Source organism: uncultured Ramlibacter sp., assembly GCF_936925435.1.
Classification (GTDB): Bacteria; Pseudomonadota; Gammaproteobacteria; order Burkholderiales; family Burkholderiaceae_C; genus Ramlibacter.
In genome coordinates this window covers 33,308-53,899 of sequence record NZ_CAKZHQ010000038.1, presented here as the reverse complement: position 1 = coordinate 53,899, position 20,592 = coordinate 33,308, and the positions used below count along the sequence as shown (strand labels likewise).

General features: G+C 65.7%; 20 protein-coding genes, 1 tRNA gene and 2 riboswitches. Of the genes, 11 read left to right on the top strand and 10 right to left on the bottom strand.

Annotated features, from left to right (window positions below; genetic code table 11):
• The first annotated feature begins 11 nt into the window (after positions 1–11).
• The 5 genes from cysD (at position 12) to Q0632_RS15705 (ending at position 5,165) form a co-directional block, all read left to right on the top strand.
• On the top strand, positions 12–944 hold the full coding sequence (gene cysD / locus Q0632_RS15725; RefSeq protein ID WP_298931884.1) for a sulfate adenylyltransferase subunit CysD: 933 nt from the start codon (positions 12–14) through the stop codon (positions 942–944).
• Positions 944–2,254 (top strand): GTP-binding protein, encoded by a 1,311-nt coding sequence (locus Q0632_RS15720; protein ID WP_298931881.1) that lies wholly within the window; start codon positions 944–946, stop codon positions 2,252–2,254. The genes cysD and Q0632_RS15720 overlap by 1 nt, the downstream gene beginning before the upstream one ends.
• 56 nt (positions 2,255–2,310) lie before the next feature.
• Positions 2,311–2,640 (top strand): ferredoxin FdxA, encoded by a 330-nt coding sequence (fdxA, locus tag Q0632_RS15715; protein ID WP_298931879.1) that lies wholly within the window; start codon positions 2,311–2,313, stop codon positions 2,638–2,640.
• A 5-nt stretch (positions 2,641–2,645) separates the two neighbouring features.
• Complete coding sequence (locus Q0632_RS15710; RefSeq protein ID WP_298931877.1) at positions 2,646–3,710, top strand: NAD(P)/FAD-dependent oxidoreductase; 1,065 nt, start codon at positions 2,646–2,648, stop codon at positions 3,708–3,710.
• Between the two features lie 4 nt (positions 3,711–3,714).
• Positions 3,715–3,818, top strand: a riboswitch (TPP riboswitch).
• A gap of 51 nt (positions 3,819–3,869) precedes the next feature.
• The gene (locus tag Q0632_RS15705) at positions 3,870–5,165 is read left to right on the top strand and encodes a cytosine permease (RefSeq protein ID WP_298931875.1); all 1,296 of its coding nucleotides are present in this window, start codon (positions 3,870–3,872) and stop codon (positions 5,163–5,165) included.
• Between the two features lie 10 nt (positions 5,166–5,175).
• Here the strand turns inward: Q0632_RS15705 and thiD are convergent, their stop codons facing one another.
• The 3 genes from thiD to thiM are packed head-to-tail and all read right to left on the bottom strand — an operon-like array spanning position 5,176 to position 7,536.
• The gene (thiD, locus tag Q0632_RS15700; protein WP_298931873.1) at positions 5,176–6,006 is read right to left on the bottom strand and encodes a bifunctional hydroxymethylpyrimidine kinase/phosphomethylpyrimidine kinase; all 831 of its coding nucleotides are present in this window, start codon (positions 6,004–6,006) and stop codon (positions 5,176–5,178) included.
• 55 nt (positions 6,007–6,061) lie between these two features.
• On the bottom strand, positions 6,062–6,706 hold the full coding sequence (gene thiE, locus Q0632_RS15695) for a thiamine phosphate synthase (protein WP_298931871.1): 645 nt from the start codon (positions 6,704–6,706) through the stop codon (positions 6,062–6,064).
• Positions 6,703–7,536 carry a hydroxyethylthiazole kinase gene (gene thiM, locus Q0632_RS15690; protein ID WP_298931869.1) on the bottom strand — a complete coding sequence of 278 codons (834 nt, stop codon included), beginning with the start codon at positions 7,534–7,536 and terminating at the stop codon, positions 6,703–6,705. Before thiM ends, thiE begins: the two co-directional genes overlap by 4 nt.
• Before the next feature lie 44 nt (positions 7,537–7,580).
• Positions 7,581–7,687: riboswitch (TPP riboswitch) on the bottom strand.
• Between the two features lie 125 nt (positions 7,688–7,812).
• On the opposite strand from thiM, the gene Q0632_RS15685 reads away from it, so the two are divergent.
• The 4 genes from Q0632_RS15685 (at position 7,813) to Q0632_RS15670 (ending at position 10,292) form a co-directional block, all read left to right on the top strand.
• Positions 7,813–7,888 (top strand) — tRNA-Asn (locus Q0632_RS15685).
• A gap of 49 nt (positions 7,889–7,937) precedes the next feature.
• On the top strand, positions 7,938–8,672 hold the full coding sequence (gene aat, locus Q0632_RS15680) for a leucyl/phenylalanyl-tRNA--protein transferase (protein ID WP_298931867.1): 735 nt from the start codon (positions 7,938–7,940) through the stop codon (positions 8,670–8,672).
• A gap of 63 nt (positions 8,673–8,735) precedes the next feature.
• Complete coding sequence (locus Q0632_RS15675) at positions 8,736–9,485, top strand: arginyltransferase (protein WP_298931865.1); 750 nt, start codon at positions 8,736–8,738, stop codon at positions 9,483–9,485.
• Positions 9,486–9,512: 27 nt separating this feature from the next.
• Positions 9,513–10,292 carry an IclR family transcriptional regulator gene (locus tag Q0632_RS15670; protein ID WP_298931863.1) on the top strand — a complete coding sequence of 260 codons (780 nt, stop codon included), beginning with the start codon at positions 9,513–9,515 and terminating at the stop codon, positions 10,290–10,292.
• Between the two features lie 60 nt (positions 10,293–10,352).
• Here Q0632_RS15670 and Q0632_RS15665 read toward each other — a convergent pair whose 3' ends face one another.
• The 7 genes from Q0632_RS15665 to Q0632_RS15635 form a co-directional block, all read right to left on the bottom strand.
• Positions 10,353–11,408 (bottom strand): serine hydrolase, encoded by a 1,056-nt coding sequence (locus Q0632_RS15665; RefSeq protein ID WP_298931860.1) that lies wholly within the window; start codon positions 11,406–11,408, stop codon positions 10,353–10,355.
• A gap of 117 nt (positions 11,409–11,525) precedes the next feature.
• Positions 11,526–13,064, bottom strand: coding sequence for a 2-isopropylmalate synthase (locus tag Q0632_RS15660; protein ID WP_298931858.1), 1,539 nt, complete (start codon positions 13,062–13,064; stop codon positions 11,526–11,528).
• Positions 13,049–14,746 (bottom strand): 2-isopropylmalate synthase, encoded by a 1,698-nt coding sequence (gene leuA, locus Q0632_RS15655; protein WP_298931899.1) that lies wholly within the window; start codon positions 14,744–14,746, stop codon positions 13,049–13,051. The genes Q0632_RS15660 and leuA overlap by 16 nt, the downstream gene beginning before the upstream one ends.
• Before the next feature lie 164 nt (positions 14,747–14,910).
• Positions 14,911–15,726 (bottom strand): CDP-diacylglycerol--serine O-phosphatidyltransferase, encoded by an 816-nt coding sequence (gene pssA, locus Q0632_RS15650; protein WP_298931855.1) that lies wholly within the window; start codon positions 15,724–15,726, stop codon positions 14,911–14,913.
• 104 nt (positions 15,727–15,830) lie between these two features.
• Positions 15,831–16,847, bottom strand: coding sequence for a ketol-acid reductoisomerase (gene ilvC / locus Q0632_RS15645; protein ID WP_298931853.1), 1,017 nt, complete (start codon positions 16,845–16,847; stop codon positions 15,831–15,833).
• A gap of 48 nt (positions 16,848–16,895) precedes the next feature.
• Entirely contained in the window at positions 16,896–17,387 is a 492-nt protein-coding gene (ilvN, locus tag Q0632_RS15640) for an acetolactate synthase small subunit (protein ID WP_298931851.1), read from the bottom strand.
• Between the two features lie 142 nt (positions 17,388–17,529).
• Positions 17,530–19,314 carry an acetolactate synthase 3 catalytic subunit gene (locus Q0632_RS15635; protein WP_298931849.1) on the bottom strand — a complete coding sequence of 595 codons (1,785 nt, stop codon included), beginning with the start codon at positions 19,312–19,314 and terminating at the stop codon, positions 17,530–17,532.
• 293 nt (positions 19,315–19,607) lie between these two features.
• Here Q0632_RS15635 and Q0632_RS15630 point away from each other — a divergent pair, with 293 nt between their 5' ends.
• Positions 19,608–20,174: an RNA polymerase sigma factor gene (locus Q0632_RS15630; RefSeq protein WP_298931846.1), complete on the top strand. Its 567-nt coding sequence runs from the start codon at positions 19,608–19,610 to the stop codon at positions 20,172–20,174.
• A complete protein-coding gene (locus tag Q0632_RS15625; protein WP_298931844.1) occupies positions 20,171–20,590 on the top strand; it encodes a DUF3619 family protein in 420 nt (139 codons plus the stop codon). The genes Q0632_RS15630 and Q0632_RS15625 overlap by 4 nt, the downstream gene beginning before the upstream one ends.
• Positions 20,591–20,592: the final 2 nt, after the last annotated feature.

The window sequence follows — 20,592 nt, the reverse complement described above, 5'->3', positions numbered from 1 at the left end:
CACTCCCATTGATGAACGCACGCACCGAACCCCAACTGCTCGGCCACCTGAGCAACGCCCACCTCGATGCGCTGGAAGAAGAGACCATCTTCATCCTGCGCGAGGTCGCTGCCAGCTTCGAGCGCCCCACCCTGCTGTTCTCGGGCGGCAAGGACTCGCTGGTCATGCTGCGTTGCGCGGAGAAGGCGTTCGGCGTAGGCCGCATCCCCTACCCGCTGCTGATGATCGACACCGGCCACAACTTCAAGGAAGTGACAGACTTCCGTGACCAGCGCGCCAAGGAACTGGGCGCGCAGCTGATCGTGCGCAGCGTGGAAGACTCCATGGCCCGCGGCACGGTGCGCCTGGCCCACCCCGGCGAGTCGCGCAACGTGCACCAGTCGGTCACCCTGCTGGAGGCCATTGAGGAATTCCGCTTCGACGCCCTGATCGGCGGTGCCCGCCGCGACGAAGAAAAGGCCCGGGCCAAGGAACGCATCTTTTCGCACCGCGACAGCTTCGGCCAGTGGCAGCCCAAGGCCCAGCGGCCCGAGCTGTGGACCCTGTTCAACACCAGGCTGGCGCCGGGCGAGCACTTTCGCGTCTTCCCCATCTCCAACTGGACCGAGCTGGACGTCTGGCAGTACATCGAGCGCGAGAACATCGCCCTGCCCTCGATCTACTACGCCCACCAGCGCGAGGTGGTGGAACGCAAGGGCCTGCTGGTGCCTGTGACGGAACTGACGCCGCCCAAGGATGGCGAGCAGATCGTGACCCGCACCGTGCGCTTTCGCACCGTGGGCGACATTACCTGCACCTGCCCGGTGGAAAGCCCGGCGACCGATGCCGCCGGCGTGGTGCTGGAGACGCTGACGGTGGAAGTCAGCGAACGCGGTGCCACCCGCATGGACGACAAAACCTCCGACGCCTCCATGGAGAAGCGCAAGAAAGACGGGTACTTCTGATGTCTGCTACGCAATCCATAGCACCCCAGGTCCAATCGACGGAGGCTACAGGCCAAAACGACCATTTTTCCGCGCTGAAGTTCATCACCTGCGGCTCGGTCGACGATGGCAAGAGCACCCTGATCGGCCGCCTGCTGGTGGACAGCAAGGCGGTGCTGGCCGACCAGCTGGCCGGCGTGCAGCGCTCGGGCTCCACCGACCTGGCCCTGCTGACCGACGGCCTGTCGGCCGAGCGCGAGCAAGGCATCACCATCGACGTGGCCTGGCGTTACTTCGCCACGCCGGGCCGCAAGTTCATCATCGGTGACGCCCCCGGCCACGAGCAGTACACCCGCAACATGGTCACGGCCGCCTCCGGCGCCGACGCCGCCGTGGTGCTGGTCGACGCGACCAAACTGCAATGGCAGAACCCGGGTCTGGACTTGCTGGCGCAAACGCGCCGCCACAGCCTGCTGGTCAACCTGCTGCGCGTGCCCTCCATCGTCTTTGCCGTCAACAAGCTCGACGCGGTGGAAGACCCGGTCCTGGCCTTCCACAACATCAGCGGCGCGCTGGCGAAGTTCAGCGCCGAAGCCGGCATCACGGTGCGCGCCACCGTGCCGCTGTCGGCGCTGCTGGGCCACAACGTGGTCGATGTCCAGCCCGGCTGGTGCGGCTACCACGGCCCGTCCCTGCTGCAGCTGCTCGAAACCCTGCCGGTGACTCAGGCCGAAGGCACAGAAGCCTTTTCCTTCCCGGTGCAGTGGGTGGAGAAGTTCTCCGCCTCGGCCGACACCAGCCAGGGCCGCCGCGTGTTCTGGGGCCGGGTGGCCACAGGCAGCGTGCAAGCCGGCCAGCAGGTCACGGTCTTGCCCAGCGGCCAGACCGCCACCGTGGCCCAGGTGCTGGACCACGTGCGCCAGCCCAAGGACGTGGCGGCCGGCCACAGCGCAGGCATCGTTCTGGACCGCGAAGTCGACGTCTCGCGCGGCGACTGGCTGCTGGCGGCCGGCTTCGAAGCCTCGCGCCAGCTGTCGGCCACCGTGGCCTGGATGGACGACGAGCCGCTGTTGGCGGGCCGCGTCTACTGGGCCCTGCACGGCCACCGCTGGGTCAAGGCCAAGGTGCAGCGCATCGTCCACAGGCTGGACATCCACACGCTGGCCGAGTCGGACGCCGACCGCCTGGAGCCCAACGCCATCGGCCACGTGGAACTGGCCCTGCAGGAACCCCTGGCCACCCTGCCCTACACGCGTTCGCGCGTGCTGGGCTCGCTGGTGCTGGTCGATACCGCCAGCCACAAGACCTCCGGCGCCGTCCTGGTCCGTTAAGGGCTTTCGCGGGAAGCTAAAATTCAGGGTTTCCCCGAGCCAAGAAAAAACTCTCCATGACCCACGTCGTCACCGAATCCTGTATCCGCTGCAAATACACCGACTGCGTGGATGTCTGCCCCGTGGACTGCTTCCGCGAAGGCCCGAACATGCTGGTGATCGACCCGGACGAGTGCATCGACTGCGCGGTCTGCATCCCCGAGTGCCCGGTCAACGCCATCTATGCCGAGGAAGATATTCCGGCCGACCAGATGAACTTCATCAAGATCAACGTCGAACTGGCCCAGGCCGACGGCTGGAAAAGCATCACCAAGCGCAAGCCGGCGCTGGCCGATGCCGATGAATGGAAAGACAAGACCGGCAAGCTGTCCGAGCTGGTCCGCTGAAGGCGATGGACACGCCCCAGGCGCCGATCGAGACCGACGCCGTCATCGTCGGCGCCGGCCCGGTGGGCCTGTTCCAGGTCTTCGAGCTGGGCCTGCTGGAAATCAAGACCCATGTCATCGACTCGCTGGCCTACCCGGGTGGCCAGTGCATCGAGCTCTACCCCGACAAGCCGATCTATGACATCCCCGCCGTGCCGGTGTGCACCGGCCGCGAGCTGACCGCCAGCCTGCTCAAGCAGATCGAGCCCTTCGGCGCCACGTTCCACTTCGGCCAGGAAGTCAGCACCGTGCGGCAAGAGGCCGATGGCCGCTTCTTTCTGGAGACCTCCAAGGGAACCCGCTTCCTGGCCCGCACCGTCTTCATTGCCGCCGGCGTCGGCGCCTTCCAGCCGCGCAAGCTGGCGGTCGAGGGCCTGGAGCGCTTCGAGGGCACACAGGTCCACTACAGCGTGAAGAACCCGCAGGACTTCGCCGGCAAGGACATCGTCCTGGTCGGTGGCGGCGACTCGGCGCTGGACTGGGCCCTGCATTTCGCCCAGCCGGGGCCGCAGCGCGCACGCAGCCTGACCCTGCTGCACCGCCGTGACGGCTTCCAGGCCGCGCCGGCCTCGGTGGCCAGGATGCGCGCGCTGTGCGCCGAGAACGCCATGGCGTTCGCCGTTGGCCAGATCACCGGCCTGGAGGAACGCGATGGCCGGCTGACCGGCGTCAGCGTCACGGGCAGCGATGCATCGGTGCGCACGCTGCCGCTGGACGTGCTGCTGGTGTTCTTCGGCCTGAGCCCCAAGCTGGGCCCGATCGCCGACTGGGGCCTGGCCATCGAGCGGCGCCAGCTGCAGGTCGATACCGAGACCTTCTCCACCAGCACGCCCGGCATCTTTGCCGTCGGCGACATCAACACCTATCCGGGCAAGAAGAAGCTGATCCTCTCGGGCTTCCACGAATGCGCGCTGGCCGCCTTTGGCGCCGCGCCCTTCATCTTCCCGGACCGCAAGGTGCAACTGCAGTACACCACCACCAGCCGCAAGCTGCACAAGGTGCTGGGCGTCGAGACACCGGTCTTCGATTAAGATTGCCCTTCGCTAGGGGTGCTGCGCCTGTTGCCAGGCTGCGGCTGAGAAAGTCCCTTTGAACCTGATTGAGGTAATCCTCGCGCAGGGAAGCAGGCATCGCAGGGCGCATCGCCACGCATGCCGCCGACCTGCCATCACTTCGCCCGGAGCAGTTTGATGGCCAACACGTCTTCCGCAGCAACGCTGCCTTCCTCACCCGCCAACCTGGCGCTGACCCCCGTGGCCAGTGCCGAGCGCGCCTTTGCCTGGCGCGACCACGCGGCCCTGTGGTTCAGCCTGGGCGTGGGCCTGCTGGTGATGCAGGTCGGCGCGTATCTGGTGCCGGCCCTGGGCCCGCAGCAGGCCTTGCTGGCCATCGTCGTCGGCTCCGTTATCGGCGCCGGCCTGCTGGCCTGGGTGGCCAAGCTGGGCTGCGACAGCGGCCTGGCCAGCGCCGGCCTGATGCACGCCGTCTACGGCAGCGGCTTCGCCGGCCTGCCCATCGTTCTGAACATCGTGCAGCTGGTGGGTTGGGGCAGCTTCGAGATCGTCGTCATGCGCGACGCCACGCTGGCTATCGCCAAGCAAGGCGGTGCCACACCGGCGGCCTGGTGGCCGTTGGCCGCGACGCTGCTGTGGGGCGGCCTGGTCGCCCTGCTGGTCAGCGGCTCCATGGTGACCCTGGTGCGCCGCCTGGTCTCGCGCATCGCGCTGCCGCTGGTGGTGCTGTCGCTGGTCTGGCTGACCTGGCAGTTCCTGTCACTGGCCCAGGCCCAGGGCTGGGAAACGCTGTGGCAACGCAAGGGCGAAGGCGGCATGGGCGTGCTGCCGGCGCTGGACCTGGTGATCGCCATGCCGATCTCCTGGCTGCCCCTGGTGGCCGACTACGCCCGCCACGGTTCGGACGGCCGCGCCGCGCTGCGCGGCACCTGGCTGGGTTACGCCATCGCCAACATCTGGTGCTATGCCCTGGGCGTGCTGGTGGCCATCACCCTGCCCAGCACCGACCTGGTGACGGCCCTGCTGCTGGCCCAGGGCGGCCTGCTGGCGCTGTCGCTGATCCTGATCGATGAAGTGGACAACGCCTACGGCGATGCCTATTCCGGCGCGGTCTCCAGCCACAGCCTGTTGCCGCGCTGGAGCATCCGGCGCTGGGGCCTGGCGATGGCAGCAGTGTGCACGCTGCTGGCCCTGGCCCTGCCCATGCACAGCCTGGAGCCCTTCCTGCTGATGCTCAGCTCGGTGTTCGTGCCGCTGTTCGGCGTGATCCTCGGCCGCCTGGCCTTCGGCACGGATGCGGTGGCGCTGCTGGCGCGCGCGCCCAAGGCCAAGGCCGTGCCGATTGCGATCTGGTTTGCCGGCATCGCCACCTACTACCTGTGCAAGGAACTGGCGCCCAGCCTGGGCGCCGCCCTGCCGGCGCTGGTCTTGAGCTTCACCCTGGCCTGGGCCACGCGGCCCAAGGCCGCATGAAGCGGCCAGGCTAGACCGGCAGCAAGCGCGCCGGCAGCGGCGCGTGGCCGTGGTTGAGCGGACCGTGGCCGTGGCCGGTGCGCACGCCCGCCCCCGCTGCCAATGCGGCACGCACATAGGCACGCGCCTGGACCACCGCCTGCGGCAGGCTCTGGCCCAGGGCCAGGCCGCAAGCGATCGCCGACGACAGCGTGCAGCCCGTGCCGTGGGTGTTGTTACTGGCAATGCGTCTGCCGTGCATGCTTTCCAGCAATTGCCCCTCCTGGGCCAGCAGATCGACCAGATCATCACCAGGCAGGTGGCCGCCCTTGAGCAGCACGGCGCGGGCGCCCAGGGCCAGCAGGTCGACCGCTGCCGGCTGCAGGGAGTCCACGTCGGGCAGCTCCCGGCCCAGCAGCAGCGCCGCCTCGTCCAGGTTGGGCGTGACCAGCACGGCGCGCGGGAAGAGTTCACGCACCAGCACCTGCACCGTCTCCTGCGCGATCAGCCGGTCGCCGCTGGTGGCGACCATCACCGGATCGAGCACCACGTTGGGCAGCTTGTAGGTGTCGATGGCCCAGGCCACAACCTCGACGATCTCCGGCGCGTGCAGCATGCCGATCTTCACCGCATGCACACCGATGTCCTCGATCACGGCCTGCAGCTGAGCCTTCAGGAAGGCCGGCGGCACGGCATGGATGCCGCTGACGCCACAAGTGTTCTGCGCCGTCAGCGCGGTGATCGCCGTCATGCCGTAGCAGCCCAGCGCGGAAAAGGTCTTGAGGTCGGCCTGGATGCCGGCGCCGCCACCACTGTCGGAACCGGCGATGGACAGGACTCTGGGGTATTGCGATTCGCTCATAGGAAACCTTCGCGCGGCGCGCTGCGGTGAATTCGCCTTGGGGCGGCCCGGTGGCTCATGCGTGGGCCATGTGTTGGTGGAAGTCGAGGGCCGCGGCGCGCGGGTCGTCGGCGGCGCACAGGGCGCTGACCACGGCCAGGCCGTCGGCGCCGGCGCGCAGCACGTCCGCCGCGTTGCCGGGATGGATGCCGCCTATGGCCACCAGGGGCAGCCCGCTTGCGGCACGCACGCGGCGCAGGCCTTCCAGGCCCCAGGGTGTCTTGGTGTCCGTCTTGGTGGGCGTGGCGAACACCGGGCTCACGCCGAGATAGTCGACCGGCATGGCGGCGCTGCGCTCCACATCTTGCGCTGTCTCCACCGACCAGCCGATGAAGACACCGGGCGGCAACAGGCGGCGGGCCTCGTCGGCCGGCATGTCGCCCTGGCCCAGATGCACGCCCTCGGCGCCGCAGGCCAGGGCCACATCGATGCGGTCGTTGATGACCAGGGGGATGCCCCGGGGCGCCAGCAAGGTCTTGAGCATCAGGGCCTGGGCCAGAAAGTCGCGCGTTGCCAGCTGCTTTTCGCGCAACTGCACGCATGTGACGCCGCCTTGCACGGCCGCATCGACGATCTCGGCCAGCGTGCGGCCGCGGCACAGCGCCTGGTCGGTGACCAGGTAGAGCCGCAACAGGCTGCGCAAGGCAGCAGGATCTTTCACCACTGGGCCGTCTCCAGGCGCAGGCGCTGCTCGAAGCTGGTCTGGTCCAGCAGTTGCAGCGCGTCCAACAGCAGGGCCTGCATGCTGCCCACGCCCTGGCCCGCCGCCTGCGCCTTCTCAGCCGCCACCTCGCCGGCCACGCCCAGCAAGGCCATGGCCGCCGTGGTGGCGCGCCAGGCGTCGGGCTGCACCGCGCAGAAGGCACCGATCAACGCCGTGGCCGAGCAGCCCACGCCGGTGATGCGCGTCATCCACTCATGGCCGTTGGAGAGGCGGCTCCAGCGGTGCTGGGCGTCCAGCACATGGTCGGTCGCGCCGCTGACGCAGACCGTGCCGCGCGTGCGCTGCACCAGGGCCTGCGCCGCGCCCAGGGCGTCGTTCGCAGCCGCGCTGCTGTCCACGCCGCGGGTCTTGATGGCGGCGCCGGCGGTGCTCATGATTTCCGAGCCGTTGCCGCGGATGACGCTGGGCAGCGCGGCGTCGAGCAGGCGCTCCAGGGTCTGGTTGCGGTAAGGGGTGGCGCCCGCGCCCACCGGGTCCAGCACCATGGGGATGCCGCGCGCGCCGGCGGCCTGCATGGCCAGTTCCATGCTGCGCACCCAGTAGGGATCGAGCGTGCCGATGTTGACCACCAGCGACTGGGCGATGCCCACCATGTCGGCCACTTCCTCATGCGCATGCGCCATCACCGGCGAGGCGCCGGCGGCCAGCAGCACATTGGCGTTGAGGTTGATCACCACCAGGTTGGTGATGCTGTGCACCAGCGGCGAACGCGCGCGGACGGCGGTGATGTCGGCCCAGAGATCGGAAGCGGTAAGGGTGGCGGCCATGGAGTCCTTGTCGGGTTGCGACCCGGGGACCGCGCGACAGGAAGGCCAGACTGGTGACGCTTCCCTCCGCTGGAATGACCCAGATCAGGTTCTAAGAGTGTTTCTCAGTCCCCTGTGGCTTGCGCCACCCGGGACACCTCTAGCTGGCCGGATTATCGCAGCGATACCACAGCCCCCGAAAAAGGGCGCGGGGAAAAGGTGGGTTGCCACATGCTGTTTCTCCGGCCACCTCACGCCAGGAATGGTTCAAAAATGACGCTATAATCTGAGGCTTGTTCCTCGATAGCTCAGTCGGTAGAGCGCCGGACTGTTAATCCGTAGGTCCCTGGTTCGAGCCCAGGTCGAGGAGCCACCACAATAAAGGCCTGCAACGCGTGTTGCAGGCCTTTTTCTTTGTGCCCATGCAACTGCCCTGGCTGGACCCTGGTGAACCCTTTCCCCCCGTGAGCACGGCATGGGATGCAGTGCAGCCCGCGCCCGGCCTGCTGGCTGCCGGCGGCGCGCTGGACGTGGAAAGCCTGCGGCGCGCCTACACGGCGGGCATCTTTCCCTGGTTCAGCGAGGGTCAGCCCATCTTGTGGTGGAGCACCGACCCCCGCATGGTGCTGCACACCGGCGACTTCAGGCTGCACCGCTCGCTACGCAAGACCCTGGTCAGATTCGCCTCCAGCCCGCACTGCGAAGTGCGCATGGACACGGCCTTCGACGATGTCATCGGCGCCTGTTCGGCCAGCCCGCGCGAGGGCCAGGCCGGCACCTGGATCCTGCCGGCCATGGTGCGCGCCTACAGCGACTTGCACCGCGCGGGCTTCGCGCACAGTGTGGAGACCTGGATCGACGGCCAACTGGCCGGCGGGCTGTATTGCGTGGCGATCGGCCAGGCCGTGTTCGGCGAGTCGATGTTCACCCGCGTACCGGACGCCTCCAAGATCGCGCTGGCGGCGCTCGTTGCGTTCTGCCGCGCCCATGGCCTCGGGCCCATCGACTGCCAGCAGAACACGCGGCACCTGGCGTCGCTGGGCGCGCGTGAAGTGCCGCGTGATGAATTTGTCCGGCAGGTGGCGTACAACGTGGCCAAGCCCCCCGTTGCGTGGCGCTTCGAGCGCAGCCTCTGGGCGCAGCTGCTTGCAGATTGAACGCGCTGTCGCGCAGAACCGGTGTGCGTATACTGGTGTGAAGCCTGACGCGATGAGCCTCGCATGACCCACCTCAAGGATCTTCCGCTCCAGACCCTGCAGTTCTATGCCACCGCGCCCTACCCGTGCAGCTACCTGCCGGGCAAGCAGGCGCGCTCCCAGGTCGCCACGCCCAGCCACCTGATCCACAACGATGCCTATTCCGAACTGGTGACCAACGGCTTCCGGCGCAGCGGCATGTTCACCTACCGGCCGTATTGCGACGGTTGCCGCGCCTGCGTGCCGATGCGCGTGCTCGCCGAACAGTTCAAACCGGACCGCAGCCAGCGCCGTGCCTGGACCAGGCACCAGAACCTGCAGGCCCGGGTCCTGAAGCTGTGCTTCGTGCCGGAGCACTACCAGCTCTACCTGCGCTACCAGACCGGCCGCCATGCGGGCGGCGGCATGGACCACGACAGCATCGATCAGTACACCCAGTTCCTGCTGCAAAGCCGCGTCAATTCGCGCCTGGTCGAGTTCCGGGAAACGCAGGCCGACGGCTCGCAGGGGCCTTTGCGCATGGTGTCCATCCTGGATGTGCTGGGGGACGGCATCTCGGCCGTCTACACCTTCTACGAGCCTGACAGTGCGGCCAACTATGGGACCTACAGCGTCCTGTGGCAGATCGACCAGGCCCGCAAGCTCAAGCTGCCCCACGTCTACCTGGGCTACTGGATCTCCGAGAGCCCGAAGATGAACTACAAGGCCCGCTTCGTCCCGCATGAAACGCTCAAAGACGGCCGCTGGTTGGCAGGCTCTGATTTCACAAAGTAAAATCGCGGGACACCACCGAGTCCCCGCATGAGAAAGTCCGCTCCCGGCGCCCACGCCACCCCCACCATCCAGGTCATCGAGCGCATGTTCTCGCTGATCGATGTGCTGGCCTCGCGCGAGGAAGCGATGTCCCTCAAGGAAATCAGCGAACGCACCGGCCTGCATCCCTCCACCACACACCGCATCCTCAACGACCTGGCTTCCGGCCGCTTCGTTGACCGTCCCGAAGCTGGCAACTACCGCCTGGGCATGCGTCTGCTGGAACTGGGCAACCTCGTCAAGGGACGGCTGAACGTGCGCGATGCCGCGCTGCTGCCCATGCGCGAGTTGCACAAGCTGATCCAGCAACCGGTGAACCTGAGCATGCGCCAGGGCGATGAGATCGTCTACATCGAGCGCGCCTACAGCGAGCGCTCAGGCATGCAGGTAGTGCGGGCCATCGGTGGGCGGGCGCCGCTGCACCTGACGTCCACCGGCAAACTCTTCCTGGCTGCGGATGAAACCCAGCGTGTGCGCGCCTATGCCACCCGCACCGGCCTGGCGGGCCACACCCGCAACAGCATCACCCAGTTGCCACAGCTTGAACGCGAATTGGCCAAGGCCAGGCAGTACGGCATCGCCCGTGACAACGAGGAGTTGGAACTGGGCGTGCGCTGCATGGCTGCCGGCATCTATGACGACCAGAGCCGCCTGGTGGCGGGCCTGTCGATCTCGGCGCCGGCCGACCGGTTGGACGAGGGATGGCTGAGCAAACTGCAGGCAACCGCCAACGAGATCTCGGCCGCCCTGGGCCACAAAGCCCCCTGACTTCCTGCCCCTCCAAAAGGACACGGCCCCATCGGGGCCGTGTTTCTGGAGCGAAGCGGGTTATCCGTTGACTTGGCGGACCACCGTGCCGACAGCCGGCGCCGTGACGGGATTGGACTCCACCCACTTGCGCACGCGCTCGGCATCGCCGATGCGGCTGAGTTTGCCCGCCGAGTCCAGGAACACCATGATCAGCTTACGGCCAGAGACCTTGGCCTGCATCACCAGGCACTGGCCGGCTTCGGAGATGTAGCCGGTTTTCTGCAGGCCGATGTCCCAGTCCGGGTTCTTGACCAGGCGGTTGGTGTTGTTGTACTGCAGGGTGCGGTTGCCCACGGCCATCTGGTAGCCCGGCGAGGTGCTGAACTCGCGCAGCACCGGATCCTGGTGGGCCTTGCTCACCAGTGTGACCAGGTCCTTGGCGCTGGACTGGTTGCGGCTGGACAGTCCGGTGGGTTCGACGTAGCGCGTGTCGTTCATGCCCAGCAAGCCGGCACGGGAATTCATCAGTGTGACGAAGGCCGTCATGCCGCCCGGAAAGGTGCGGCCCAGGGCATGGGCGGCGCGGTTCTCGCTGGACATCAGCGCCAGGTGCAGGGCTTCGCCGCGCGTCAGGGTGGTGCCCACCTTCAGGCGCGAGCTGCTGCCCTTCTCGGTGTCCACGTCGTCCTGGCTGATGGTGATGACCTCGTCCATCGGCAACTTGGCCTCGCTGATGACCATGCCGGTCATCAGCTTGGTGAGCGAGGCGATCGGCAGCACGGCCGAATCGTTCTTGGAAAACAGCACTTCGCGGGTGTCCTGGTCGATCACCAGGGCCACGCTGGACTTGAGGTCCAGTTGGTCCTGCGTGCTGTGCAAGCCTAAAAGCTGGCCGAAGGACAGGCGCGCTGGCGCGGCAACCCGCAGCGCTGCTGGGCTCCGCTTGGCAGTCACAACGGCATTTTGGGAAACCCGCTTGCCAGCGGTAGCGCCGCGTTGCTTTTTGACCACCTTGTCGCTGGCGGCTGCCTGGGCGACGGCGGGCAGGACGCTTGCCACAAAGGCGGCAAGTGCAACGGTCTGTAGGAATCGGCTCAAAGACTTACTCACTGCAGTCGGTGCGAAACGGTGCATCAAGGAACTCCTGGAAACCGAAAGATGACCTGAAGTGTACCCAAGCTAAAAAAGTTACACAAGATCAATGACTTAGGTAAGTTTCCTATATTCAGCATCAAAGTATAGGGAAACGCCCTAACCCTGTGCAGCCACCCGATCAGCTTTACTCTGTAACTTGTTCAACGCGCTCAGGTAGGCCTTCGCGGAAGCCACCACGATGTCGGGGTCCGCACCCACGCCGTTGACCACCCGGCCCGAGTTCTGCAGCCGCACCGTCACCTCACCCTGGCTCTCGGTTGAGCCGCTGATGGCGTTGACCGAATAGAGCACCATCTCCGCACCGCTCTTGACGTGGGTCTCGATGGCCTTGAGCGACGCGTCGACCGGCCCGTTGCCGTCGGATTCGCCGCGCACTTCCTTGCCGCCCACAGTGAACACCACGCTGGCATGCGGCCGTTCACCGGTTTCGCTGTGTTGCGACAGTGAGACAAACCCGTATTGCTCCTGCTCCGGCGACACGCTTTCGTCGCTCACCAGGGCCAGGATGTCCTCGTCGAAGATCTCGCTCTTGCGGTCGGCCAGTTCCTTGAACTTGGCGAAAGCGGCATTGGCTTCCTGCTCGCTCTCCAGTTGCACGCCCAGTTCCTGCAGGCGCTGCTTGAAGGCGTTGCGGCCCGACAGCTTGCCCAGCACGATCTTGTTGGCGCTCCAGCCCACGTCCTCGGCACGCATGATCTCGTAGGTGTCACGCGCCTTGAGCACGCCATCCTGGTGGATGCCGCTGGCATGGGCAAAGGCATTGGCGCCGACCACGGCCTTGTTTGGCTGGACGACAAAGCCGGTGGTCTGACTGACCATGCGGCTGGCCGCCAGGATGTGCTGGGTGTCGATGCCCAGCTCCAGACCGAAGTAGTCCTTGCGCGTCTTGACCGCCATCACGACTTCTTCCAGCGAACAGTTGCCGGCGCGCTCGCCCAGGCCGTTGATGGTGCACTCGACCTGGCGCGCGCCGCCGATCTTCACACCGGCCAGGGAATTGGCCACCGCCATGCCCAGGTCGTTGTGGCAATGCACAGACCAGACGGCCTTGTCCGAGTTGGGGACGCGTTCGCGCAAGGTCTTGATGAAGTTGCCGTACAGCTCGGGCACGGCATAGCCCACGGTGTCAGGCACGTTGATGGTGGTCGCGCCTTCGGCGATCACCGCCTCCAGCACCTTGCACAGGAAATCCATCTCGCTGCGGTAGCCGTCCTCCGGGGAGAACTCGATGTCGGCGCACAGGTTGCGTGCAAAGCGCACCGACTGCTTGGCCTGCTCCAGCACCTGATCAGGCGACATGCGCAGCTTCTTTTCCATGTGCAGCGGCGAAGTGGCGATGAAGGTGTGGATGCGAGCCCGCTCGGCGCCCTTGAGCGCCTCGGCTGCGCGCGAGATGTCGCGGTCGTTGGCCCGCGACAGCGAGCAGATGATGGACTCGCGCACCGTGTTGGCAATCGCCTGCACGGCCTCGAAGTCGCCGTTGGAACTGGCCGCGAAGCCGGCCTCGATCACGTCCACCTTGAGCCGCTCGAGCTGGCGCGCGATGCGCACCTTCTCGTCCTTGGTCATGGAGGCGCCGGGCGATTGCTCGCCGTCGCGCAAGGTGGTGTCGAAGATGATCAGTTTGTCTGCCATGTCGGCTCCTTTTCGTGGGTGTCGGCCTGCGCACGCTGCAGGCCCGAAACGATGGCCTTGAGCGACGCGGACACGATGTTCGCATCCATGCCGACGCCAAACAGCGTCTGCTGGCCCACCCGCAACTCCAGGTAGGCCACGGCCTGCGCGTTGGCGCCGGAACCGATGGCGTGCTCATGGTAGTCGAGCACGCGGATGCTTTCACCCGTGGCAACACCGAGTCCCTCGACAAAGGCGTCGATCGGGCCAGTGCCGGCGCCCCGGATGCTGTGCTTGTGGCCGGCCACTTCGACGTCAGCCGCCAGCGTCACCAGCTTGCCGTCGGCGCCCTGCGCTTCCTCCAGCACCTGGTGCTGCGGCGCAGTAATGCTGCGCACGCCGTACTCTCGCTCGAACAGGCCGAACAGGTCCTGCGCGGTGAACTCCTTGCCGGTGGCATCCATCGCAGCCTGCACCACCTGGCTGAACTCGATCTGCAGCCGGCGCGGCAGCTCCAGCCCATATTCGCTTTCCAGCAGGTAGGAGATGCCGCCCTTGCCCGACTGGCTGTTGACCCGGATCACCGCCTCGTAGCTGCGGCCCAGATCCTTGGGGTCCAGCGGCAGGTAGGGCATGTCCCAGATGTCGCCGTCCTTGCGCGCGGCGAAGGCCTTCTTGATCGCGTCCTGGTGCGAGCCAGAGAACGAGGTGTAGACCAGGTCGCCGGCATAAGGATGGCGCGGATGCACGGGCAGCTGGTTGCAGTGCTCCACCGTGCGACGGATCTCGTCGATGTCGGAGAAGTCCAGCTGCGGGTCCACGCCCTGGCTGTAGAGGTTCAGCGCCACGTTGACCAGGTCGAGATTGCCGGTGCGCTCGCCGTTGCCGAACAGGCAGCCTTCCAGCCGGTCGGCACCGGCCATCACCGCGAATTCACCGGCGGCCGTCCCGGTGCCCCGGTCGTTGTGCGGGTGAACCGACAACACGATGGATTCGCGCCGCGCCAGGTTGCGGTGCATCCACTCGATCATGTCCGCGAAGATGTTGGGCGTGGAATGCTCCACCGTCGAAGGCAGGTTGACGATGCACTTGCGCTGCGGCGTCGGCTGCCACACCTGGGTCACGGCATCGACGACCCGCTTGGAAAACGCCAGCTCGGTGCCGGAGAACATCTCGGGGGAATACTGGAAGGTCCATTGCGTCCGGGGCTGTTGTGCAGCCAGTTCCACAAAGAGCCGGGCCTGGCTGGTGGCCAGTTCGACAATGCCTTCTTCGTCCATTCCCAGGACCACCTTGCGCATCACGGGGGCTGTGGCGTTGTACAGGTGCACGATGGCGCGCGGCGCCCCCTGCAGCGATTCGAAGGTGCGGCGGATCAGGGGCTCGCGCGCCTGGGTCAGCACCTGGATGGTCACGTCTTCGGGGATCAGGTTTTCGTCGATCAGCTTGCGCAGGAAGTCGAATTCCACCTGGGATGCCGATGGGAAGCCCACCTCGATCTCCTTGAAGCCGATCTTCACCAGCGCCAGGAACATGCGCAGCTTGCGCGGGATGTCCATGGGCTCGATCAGCGCCTGGTTGCCGTCGCGCAGGTCCACACTGCACCACACGGGCGGGCGGCTGAGCACCGTGTCGGGCCAGGTCCGGTCGACAAGACGCACCGGGGGGAAGGCGCGGTACTTGGTGGCTGGGGTCTTCAACATCATGGTTTTGGCTCCGGAAAAAGAAAAACGGCCCGTTGCGTGTGCAGACGGGCCGTCGACTGGTGGGAATGCGCGTGCGCTACCGTCTCCGCCCGTGGGGAGATAGCAGTAGTGCCAGCGAAATTCGGTTCATGTCCGGGAATGTAGCACAGGTCAATGGAAAGTCACTTGTGCAGGCCGCGCTCGTCGGGCTCGTCGGTCGAGGTGCTGATCATGCTGGTCTGCTGGCCCCTGGCCTTGCGCATGCCGTAGACCACGTAACCGGACACGCCGTAGACCACGAACAGGCCGAACAGCACGATGGGCGGATGGATGTTGATCACCGCGATGCCCAGCGCGATCAGCACGATCACGGCAAACGGCACGCTCTTTTTCATCTGCACGTCCTTGAAGCTGTAGAACGGCACGTTGGTCACCATGGTCAGGCCCGCGTACAGAGCGACGGCGAACATCACCCACTGGACCTCGTAGCCCTTGATGCCCAGGTCGTTGGCCAGCCAGATGAAGCCGGCCGGCAGTGCCGCCGCCGCCGGCGAGGGCAGGCCCTGGAACCAGCGCTTGTCGACCACGCCGGTGTTGACGTTAAAGCGCGCCAGGCGCAGTGCCGCGCAGGCGCAGTAAACAAAGGCGGCAATCCAGCCCCAGCGCCCCAGGCCCTTGAGCCCCCACTCGTAGGCAATCAGCGCTGGCGCCGCGCCGAAGGACACCATGTCGGACAGCGAGTCCATCTGCTCGCCGAAGGCGCTTTGCGTGTTGGTCATGCGCGCCACGCGGCCGTCCAGGCTGTCGAGCACCATGGCGCAGAACACGCCGGCAGCCGCCAGATCGAAGCGCCCGTTCATGGCCATGACAACCGCATAGAAACCGCCGAACAGCGCAGCCAGCGTGAACAGGTTGGGCAGGATGTAGATACCTTTGCGGCGCTTGCGCACCACCACGCCATCCTGGCTCTGGTTCTGCGAATCGTTACGGTTGTGCATGGAGCGAGTGTAAGGGGCAAAAGAAAGGCCGCCCAGGGGGCGGCCTTGTGGATCCCGGCCTGCGCCGGGATGACGTCGCTTGCGGCCAGCGGCCGCGCGCGGCGTCAGTTCTTGGTCTGGTCGACCAGCTTGTTCTTCTTGATCCAGGGCATCATCGCGCGCAGCTGTTCGCCAACGACTTCGATCTGGTGCTCGCCCATGATGCGGCGGCGGCTCAAGAGCGTCGGCGCGCCGGCCTTGTTTTCCAGGATGAAGCTCTTGGCGTATTCGCCGGTCTGGATGTCCTTGAGGACCCGCTTCATTTCCTTCTTGGTCTCGTCCGTCACGATGCGCGGGCCAGTGACGTACTCGCCGTACTCGGCGTTGTTGGAGATCGAGTAGTTCATGTTGGCGATGCCGCCTTCATAGATCATGTCAACGATCAGCTTGAGCTCGTGCAGGCACTCGAAGTAGGCCATCTCGGGTGCGTAGCCAGCTTCCACCAGGGTCTCGAAGCCCGCCTTGATCAGCTCCACCGTACCGCCGCACAGCACGGCCTGCTCGCCGAACAGATCGGTCTCGGTCTCTTCGCGGAAGTTGGTCTCGATGATGCCGGCCTTGCCGCCGCCATTGGCCATCGCGTACGACAGGGCCAGGTCGCGGGCCTTGCCGCTCTTGTCCTGATGCACCGCCACCAGGTGGGGCACGCCGCCGCCCTGGGCGTAGGTGCCGCGCACGGTGTGGCCGGGAGCCTTGGGCGCCACCATCCACACGTCCAGGTCGGCGCGCGGGGCGACAAAACCGTAGTGCACATTGAAGCCGTGGGCGAACACCAGCGAGGCGCCCTGCTTGATGTTGGGCTCGACGTCCTTCTTGTAGACCTCGGCGATCTGCTCGTCGGGCAGCAGGATCATGACCACGTCGGCGGACTTGACCGCGTCGGCGACTTCGGCGACCTTCAGCCCGGCCTTTTCGACCTTGGGCCAGGAAGCACCACCCTTGCGCAAGCCGACGACGACCTTGACGCCGCTGTCGTTCAGATTCTGGGCGTGGGCATGGCCCTGCGAACCGTAGCCGATGATGGCAACCGTCTTGCCCTTGATCAGGCTCAGGTCGCAGTCCTTGTCGTAATAAACCTTCATGGTCTTTTCTCCGGGTTGAAATTTAGGAAGTAGGTCGGGCTCGGCGGCTCAGACTCTCAGGATTCGCTCGCCGCGGCCAATGCCGCTGGAGCCCGTGCGCACCGTCTCGAGGATGGCGCTGCGGTCGATGGCTTCCAGGAATGCGTCGTTCTTGCCCTGGTCGCCGGTCAGCTCGATGGTGTAGCTCTTCTCGGTCACGTCGATGATGCGGCCGCGAAAGATGTCGGCCATGCGCTTCATCTCCTCGCGCTCCTTGCCCACCGCGCGCACCTTGACCATCATGAGCTCGCGCTCGGTGTAGGCGCCTTCGGTCAGGTCGACCACCTTGACGACCTCGATGAGGCGGTTCAGGTGCTTGGTGATCTGCTCGATCACGTCGTCCGAGCCGGTGGTCTGGATGGTCATGCGCGACAGCGACGGGTCTTCCGTCGGCGCCACGGTGAGCGATTCGATGTTGTAGCCACGGGCCGAGAACAGGCCCACCACCCGGGACAGCGCTCCGGGTTCGTTCTCGAGCAGAACGGCAATGATGTGTTTCATGTCAGATTCCTCTTTTCGGTGCCCTCCCCTGCGCACGGTAATGCGCAGGCTCGGCAGGCCAATAGATTCGTCGAAGGGATGCTACTGAATTGGTAGCGCGTCAAGTCCAGCCCACGGGGGCTGGGGCCTTGTTTAACTCCTGTCAGAGGTCTTCCGAGCCGAGCAGCATCTCGGTGATGCCCCTGCCGGCCTTGACCATCGGGAAGACGTTCTCGGTCGGGTCGGTGCGAAAGTCCATGAACACCGTGCGGTCCTTGAGCTTGCGCGCCTCGCGCAGCGCCGGCTCCACATCGCGCGGGTGCTCGATCAGCATGCCCACGTGCCCGTAGGCCTCGGCCAGCTTCACGAAGTTGGGCAGCGCGTCCATATAGCTGTGGCTGTAACGGCCTTCGTAGTCGATCTCCTGCCACTGGCGCACCATGCCCAGGTAGCGGTTGTTCAGCGAGACGATCTTGATCGGCGTGTTGTATTGCAGGCAGGTGGACAGCTCCTGGATGCACATCTGCACCGAGCCTTCGCCGGTGATGCAGAACACCTCGGAATCGGGCTTGGCCAGCTTGATGCCCATGGCATAGGGGATGCCCACGCCCATGGTGCCCAGGCCACCGGAGTTGATCCAGCGCCGCGGCTCGTCGAAGCGGTAGTACTGGGCGGCCCACATCTGGTGCTGGCCGACGTCGGACGTGATGTAGGTGTCGACGTCCTTGGTCATGTTCCACAGCGTCTCGACCACGTACTGCGGCTTGATCACGTCCTTGGCGTCGCGGTCGTACTTCAGGCAGTCGCGCTTGCGCCAGCCCTCGATGGTCTCCCACCAGCCGCCCAGGGCGTCGGCGTCGGGCTTGAGGCCCGACTCCTTGATCATGGCGATCAGTTCGGTCAGCACGTCCTTGACGTCGCCCACGATGGGGATGTCGACCTTGACCCGCTTGGAGATGCTCGACGGGTCGATATCGACGTGGATGATCTTGCGCTCGTTCTGGGCGAAGTGCTTGGGGTTGCCGATCACGCGGTCGTCAAAGCGCGCGCCCACGGCCAGCAGCACGTCGCAGTTCTGCATGGCGTTGTTGGCTTCCACCGTACCGTGCATGCCCAGCATGCCCAGGAACTTGCGGTCGCTGGCCGGGTAGGCGCCCAGGCCCATCAGCGTGTTGGTGCAGGGGTAACCCAGCATGTCCACCAGCTCGCGCAGTTCCTGCGACGCGTTGCCCAGCAGCACGCCGCCGCCGGTGTAGATGTAGGGCCGCTTGGCCGCCAGCAGCAGTTGCAGGGCCTTGCGGATCTGGCCGCCATGGCCCTTGCGCACCGGGTTGTAGGAGCGCATCTCCACCTTGTCCGGGTAGCCGTTCCAGGCCGTCTTGTTGAAGGAGACGTCCTTGGGGATGTCCACCACCACCGGGCCGGGACGGCCGCTGCGGGCGATGTGGAAGGCCTTTTTCATGACCTCGGCGATCTGGCGCGCGTCCTTGACCAGGAAGTTGTGCTTGACGATGGGCCGCGTGATGCCGACGGTGTCGCACTCCTGGAAGGCGTCCAGGCCGATGGCCGCCACCGGCACCTGGCCGGTGATGATCACCATCGGGATCGAATCCATGTAGGCCGTGGCGATGCCGGTCACCGCGTTGGTGACGCCAGGGCCGGAGGTCACCAGGGCCACGCCGACGTCGCCGGTGGCACGGGCATAGCCGTCCGCAGCGTGTACCGCGGCCTGCTCATGGCGCACCAGAACGTGCTGGATGCTGTCCTGCTTGTAGAAAGCGTCGTAGATGTGCAGGACTGCACCACCGGGGTAACCCCAGATGTACTTGACGCCCTCGGCCTGCAGGGACTTGATAAGGATTTCGGCGCCGCGCAGTTCCTGCGGGCTGTTGCTCTGCGCGGACTGGGCCGCGGCGGCCGACGTGATTTCGGCTTTGGAGATTTCCATGATCAACCTTTGCGAATTTCTCTGACGAAAAACCTTGGGTGCCCCTTCACACGCTCTCGTGAAGCTGTGTCGGAACTTAGAGCCAAAACCATGGGTGACCGAATAGCGCCACCGGATCAGGGCTCGTTTGCCTTTTGACTTGCAAGCCACATTATCGCACTGCAACACATGACTGCTCCAGCGCCGGCTTCCGCGATGCGATAATTTCCGACCACCGGCGCCTTCAGCGGCGCGCAAACGCGTCGAAAACGAGACATCACCACAGCACGAAGCCGGCCCCAGGCCCACGATTCTTGGCAACCGAACGCGAACTCTCCGACTTTCTCAAGAGCGTCGAAAAAAGAGCTTTCAAACGCTCGGTCTACCACGTCCGCGACGAGGAAGCCGCGCTGGACATCGTGCAGGACAGCATGATGAAACTGGCCGAGCACTATGGCGACAAGCCGCCGACCGAGCTGCCCATGCTGTTCCAGCGCATCCTGTCCAACTGCACGCTGGACTGGTTCCGCCGCCAGAAAACCCGCAAGGCCCTGTTTTCCAACCTCAGCGATTTCGAACCGGCCGAGGGAGAGGGCGATTTCGACCTGCTGGAAACTTACTCCGCAGCCAGCAACTCCCAGCAGATCGAAAGCGCGGAAGATTCCACAAAACGGGCGCAAATCTTGCGGGAAATCGAAACAGAAATACTGGAATTACCGGGCCGTCAACGGGAAGCGTTCCTGATGCGTTACTGGGAAGACATGGACGTGGCCGAAACGGCGGCGGCCATGGGCTGCTCGGAAGGCAGTGTCAAGACGCACTGTTCCCGGGCTGTCCAGGCCCTCAGCAAAGCACTGAAGGCAAAGGGATTACAACCATGACGAATCTGCACCTCCTCCAGGACGCACTGCAGTCGCAAGACCGGTTTGGCCGGCGGGTCGCCGCCCGCCTGGACGCCGGTGCGGCCGAGTTGCCCCGTGACATCACCGAACGCCTGCGCGCCGCCCGCGTGCAAGCATTGGCCCAGCGCAAATCCAGCCTGCAGCCGGCCACCTCCGTGTCCGGCTCCGCCGGCCAGGCCACGCTCGGCTCCGGCGAGCTGGGCTGGTGGAACCGCATCGCCTCCGCCCTGCCCCTGATCGTGCTGGCCGCCGGGCTGATCACCATCCACGTGGTGCAGAACGAACGCCGCGCCAACGAGGTGGCCGAGGTCGACGCAGCCCTGCTGACGGACGACCTGCCGCCCGCGGCTTACGCCGACCCGGGTTTCCTGCAATTCCTTAAATCCGCGCCCTAGGC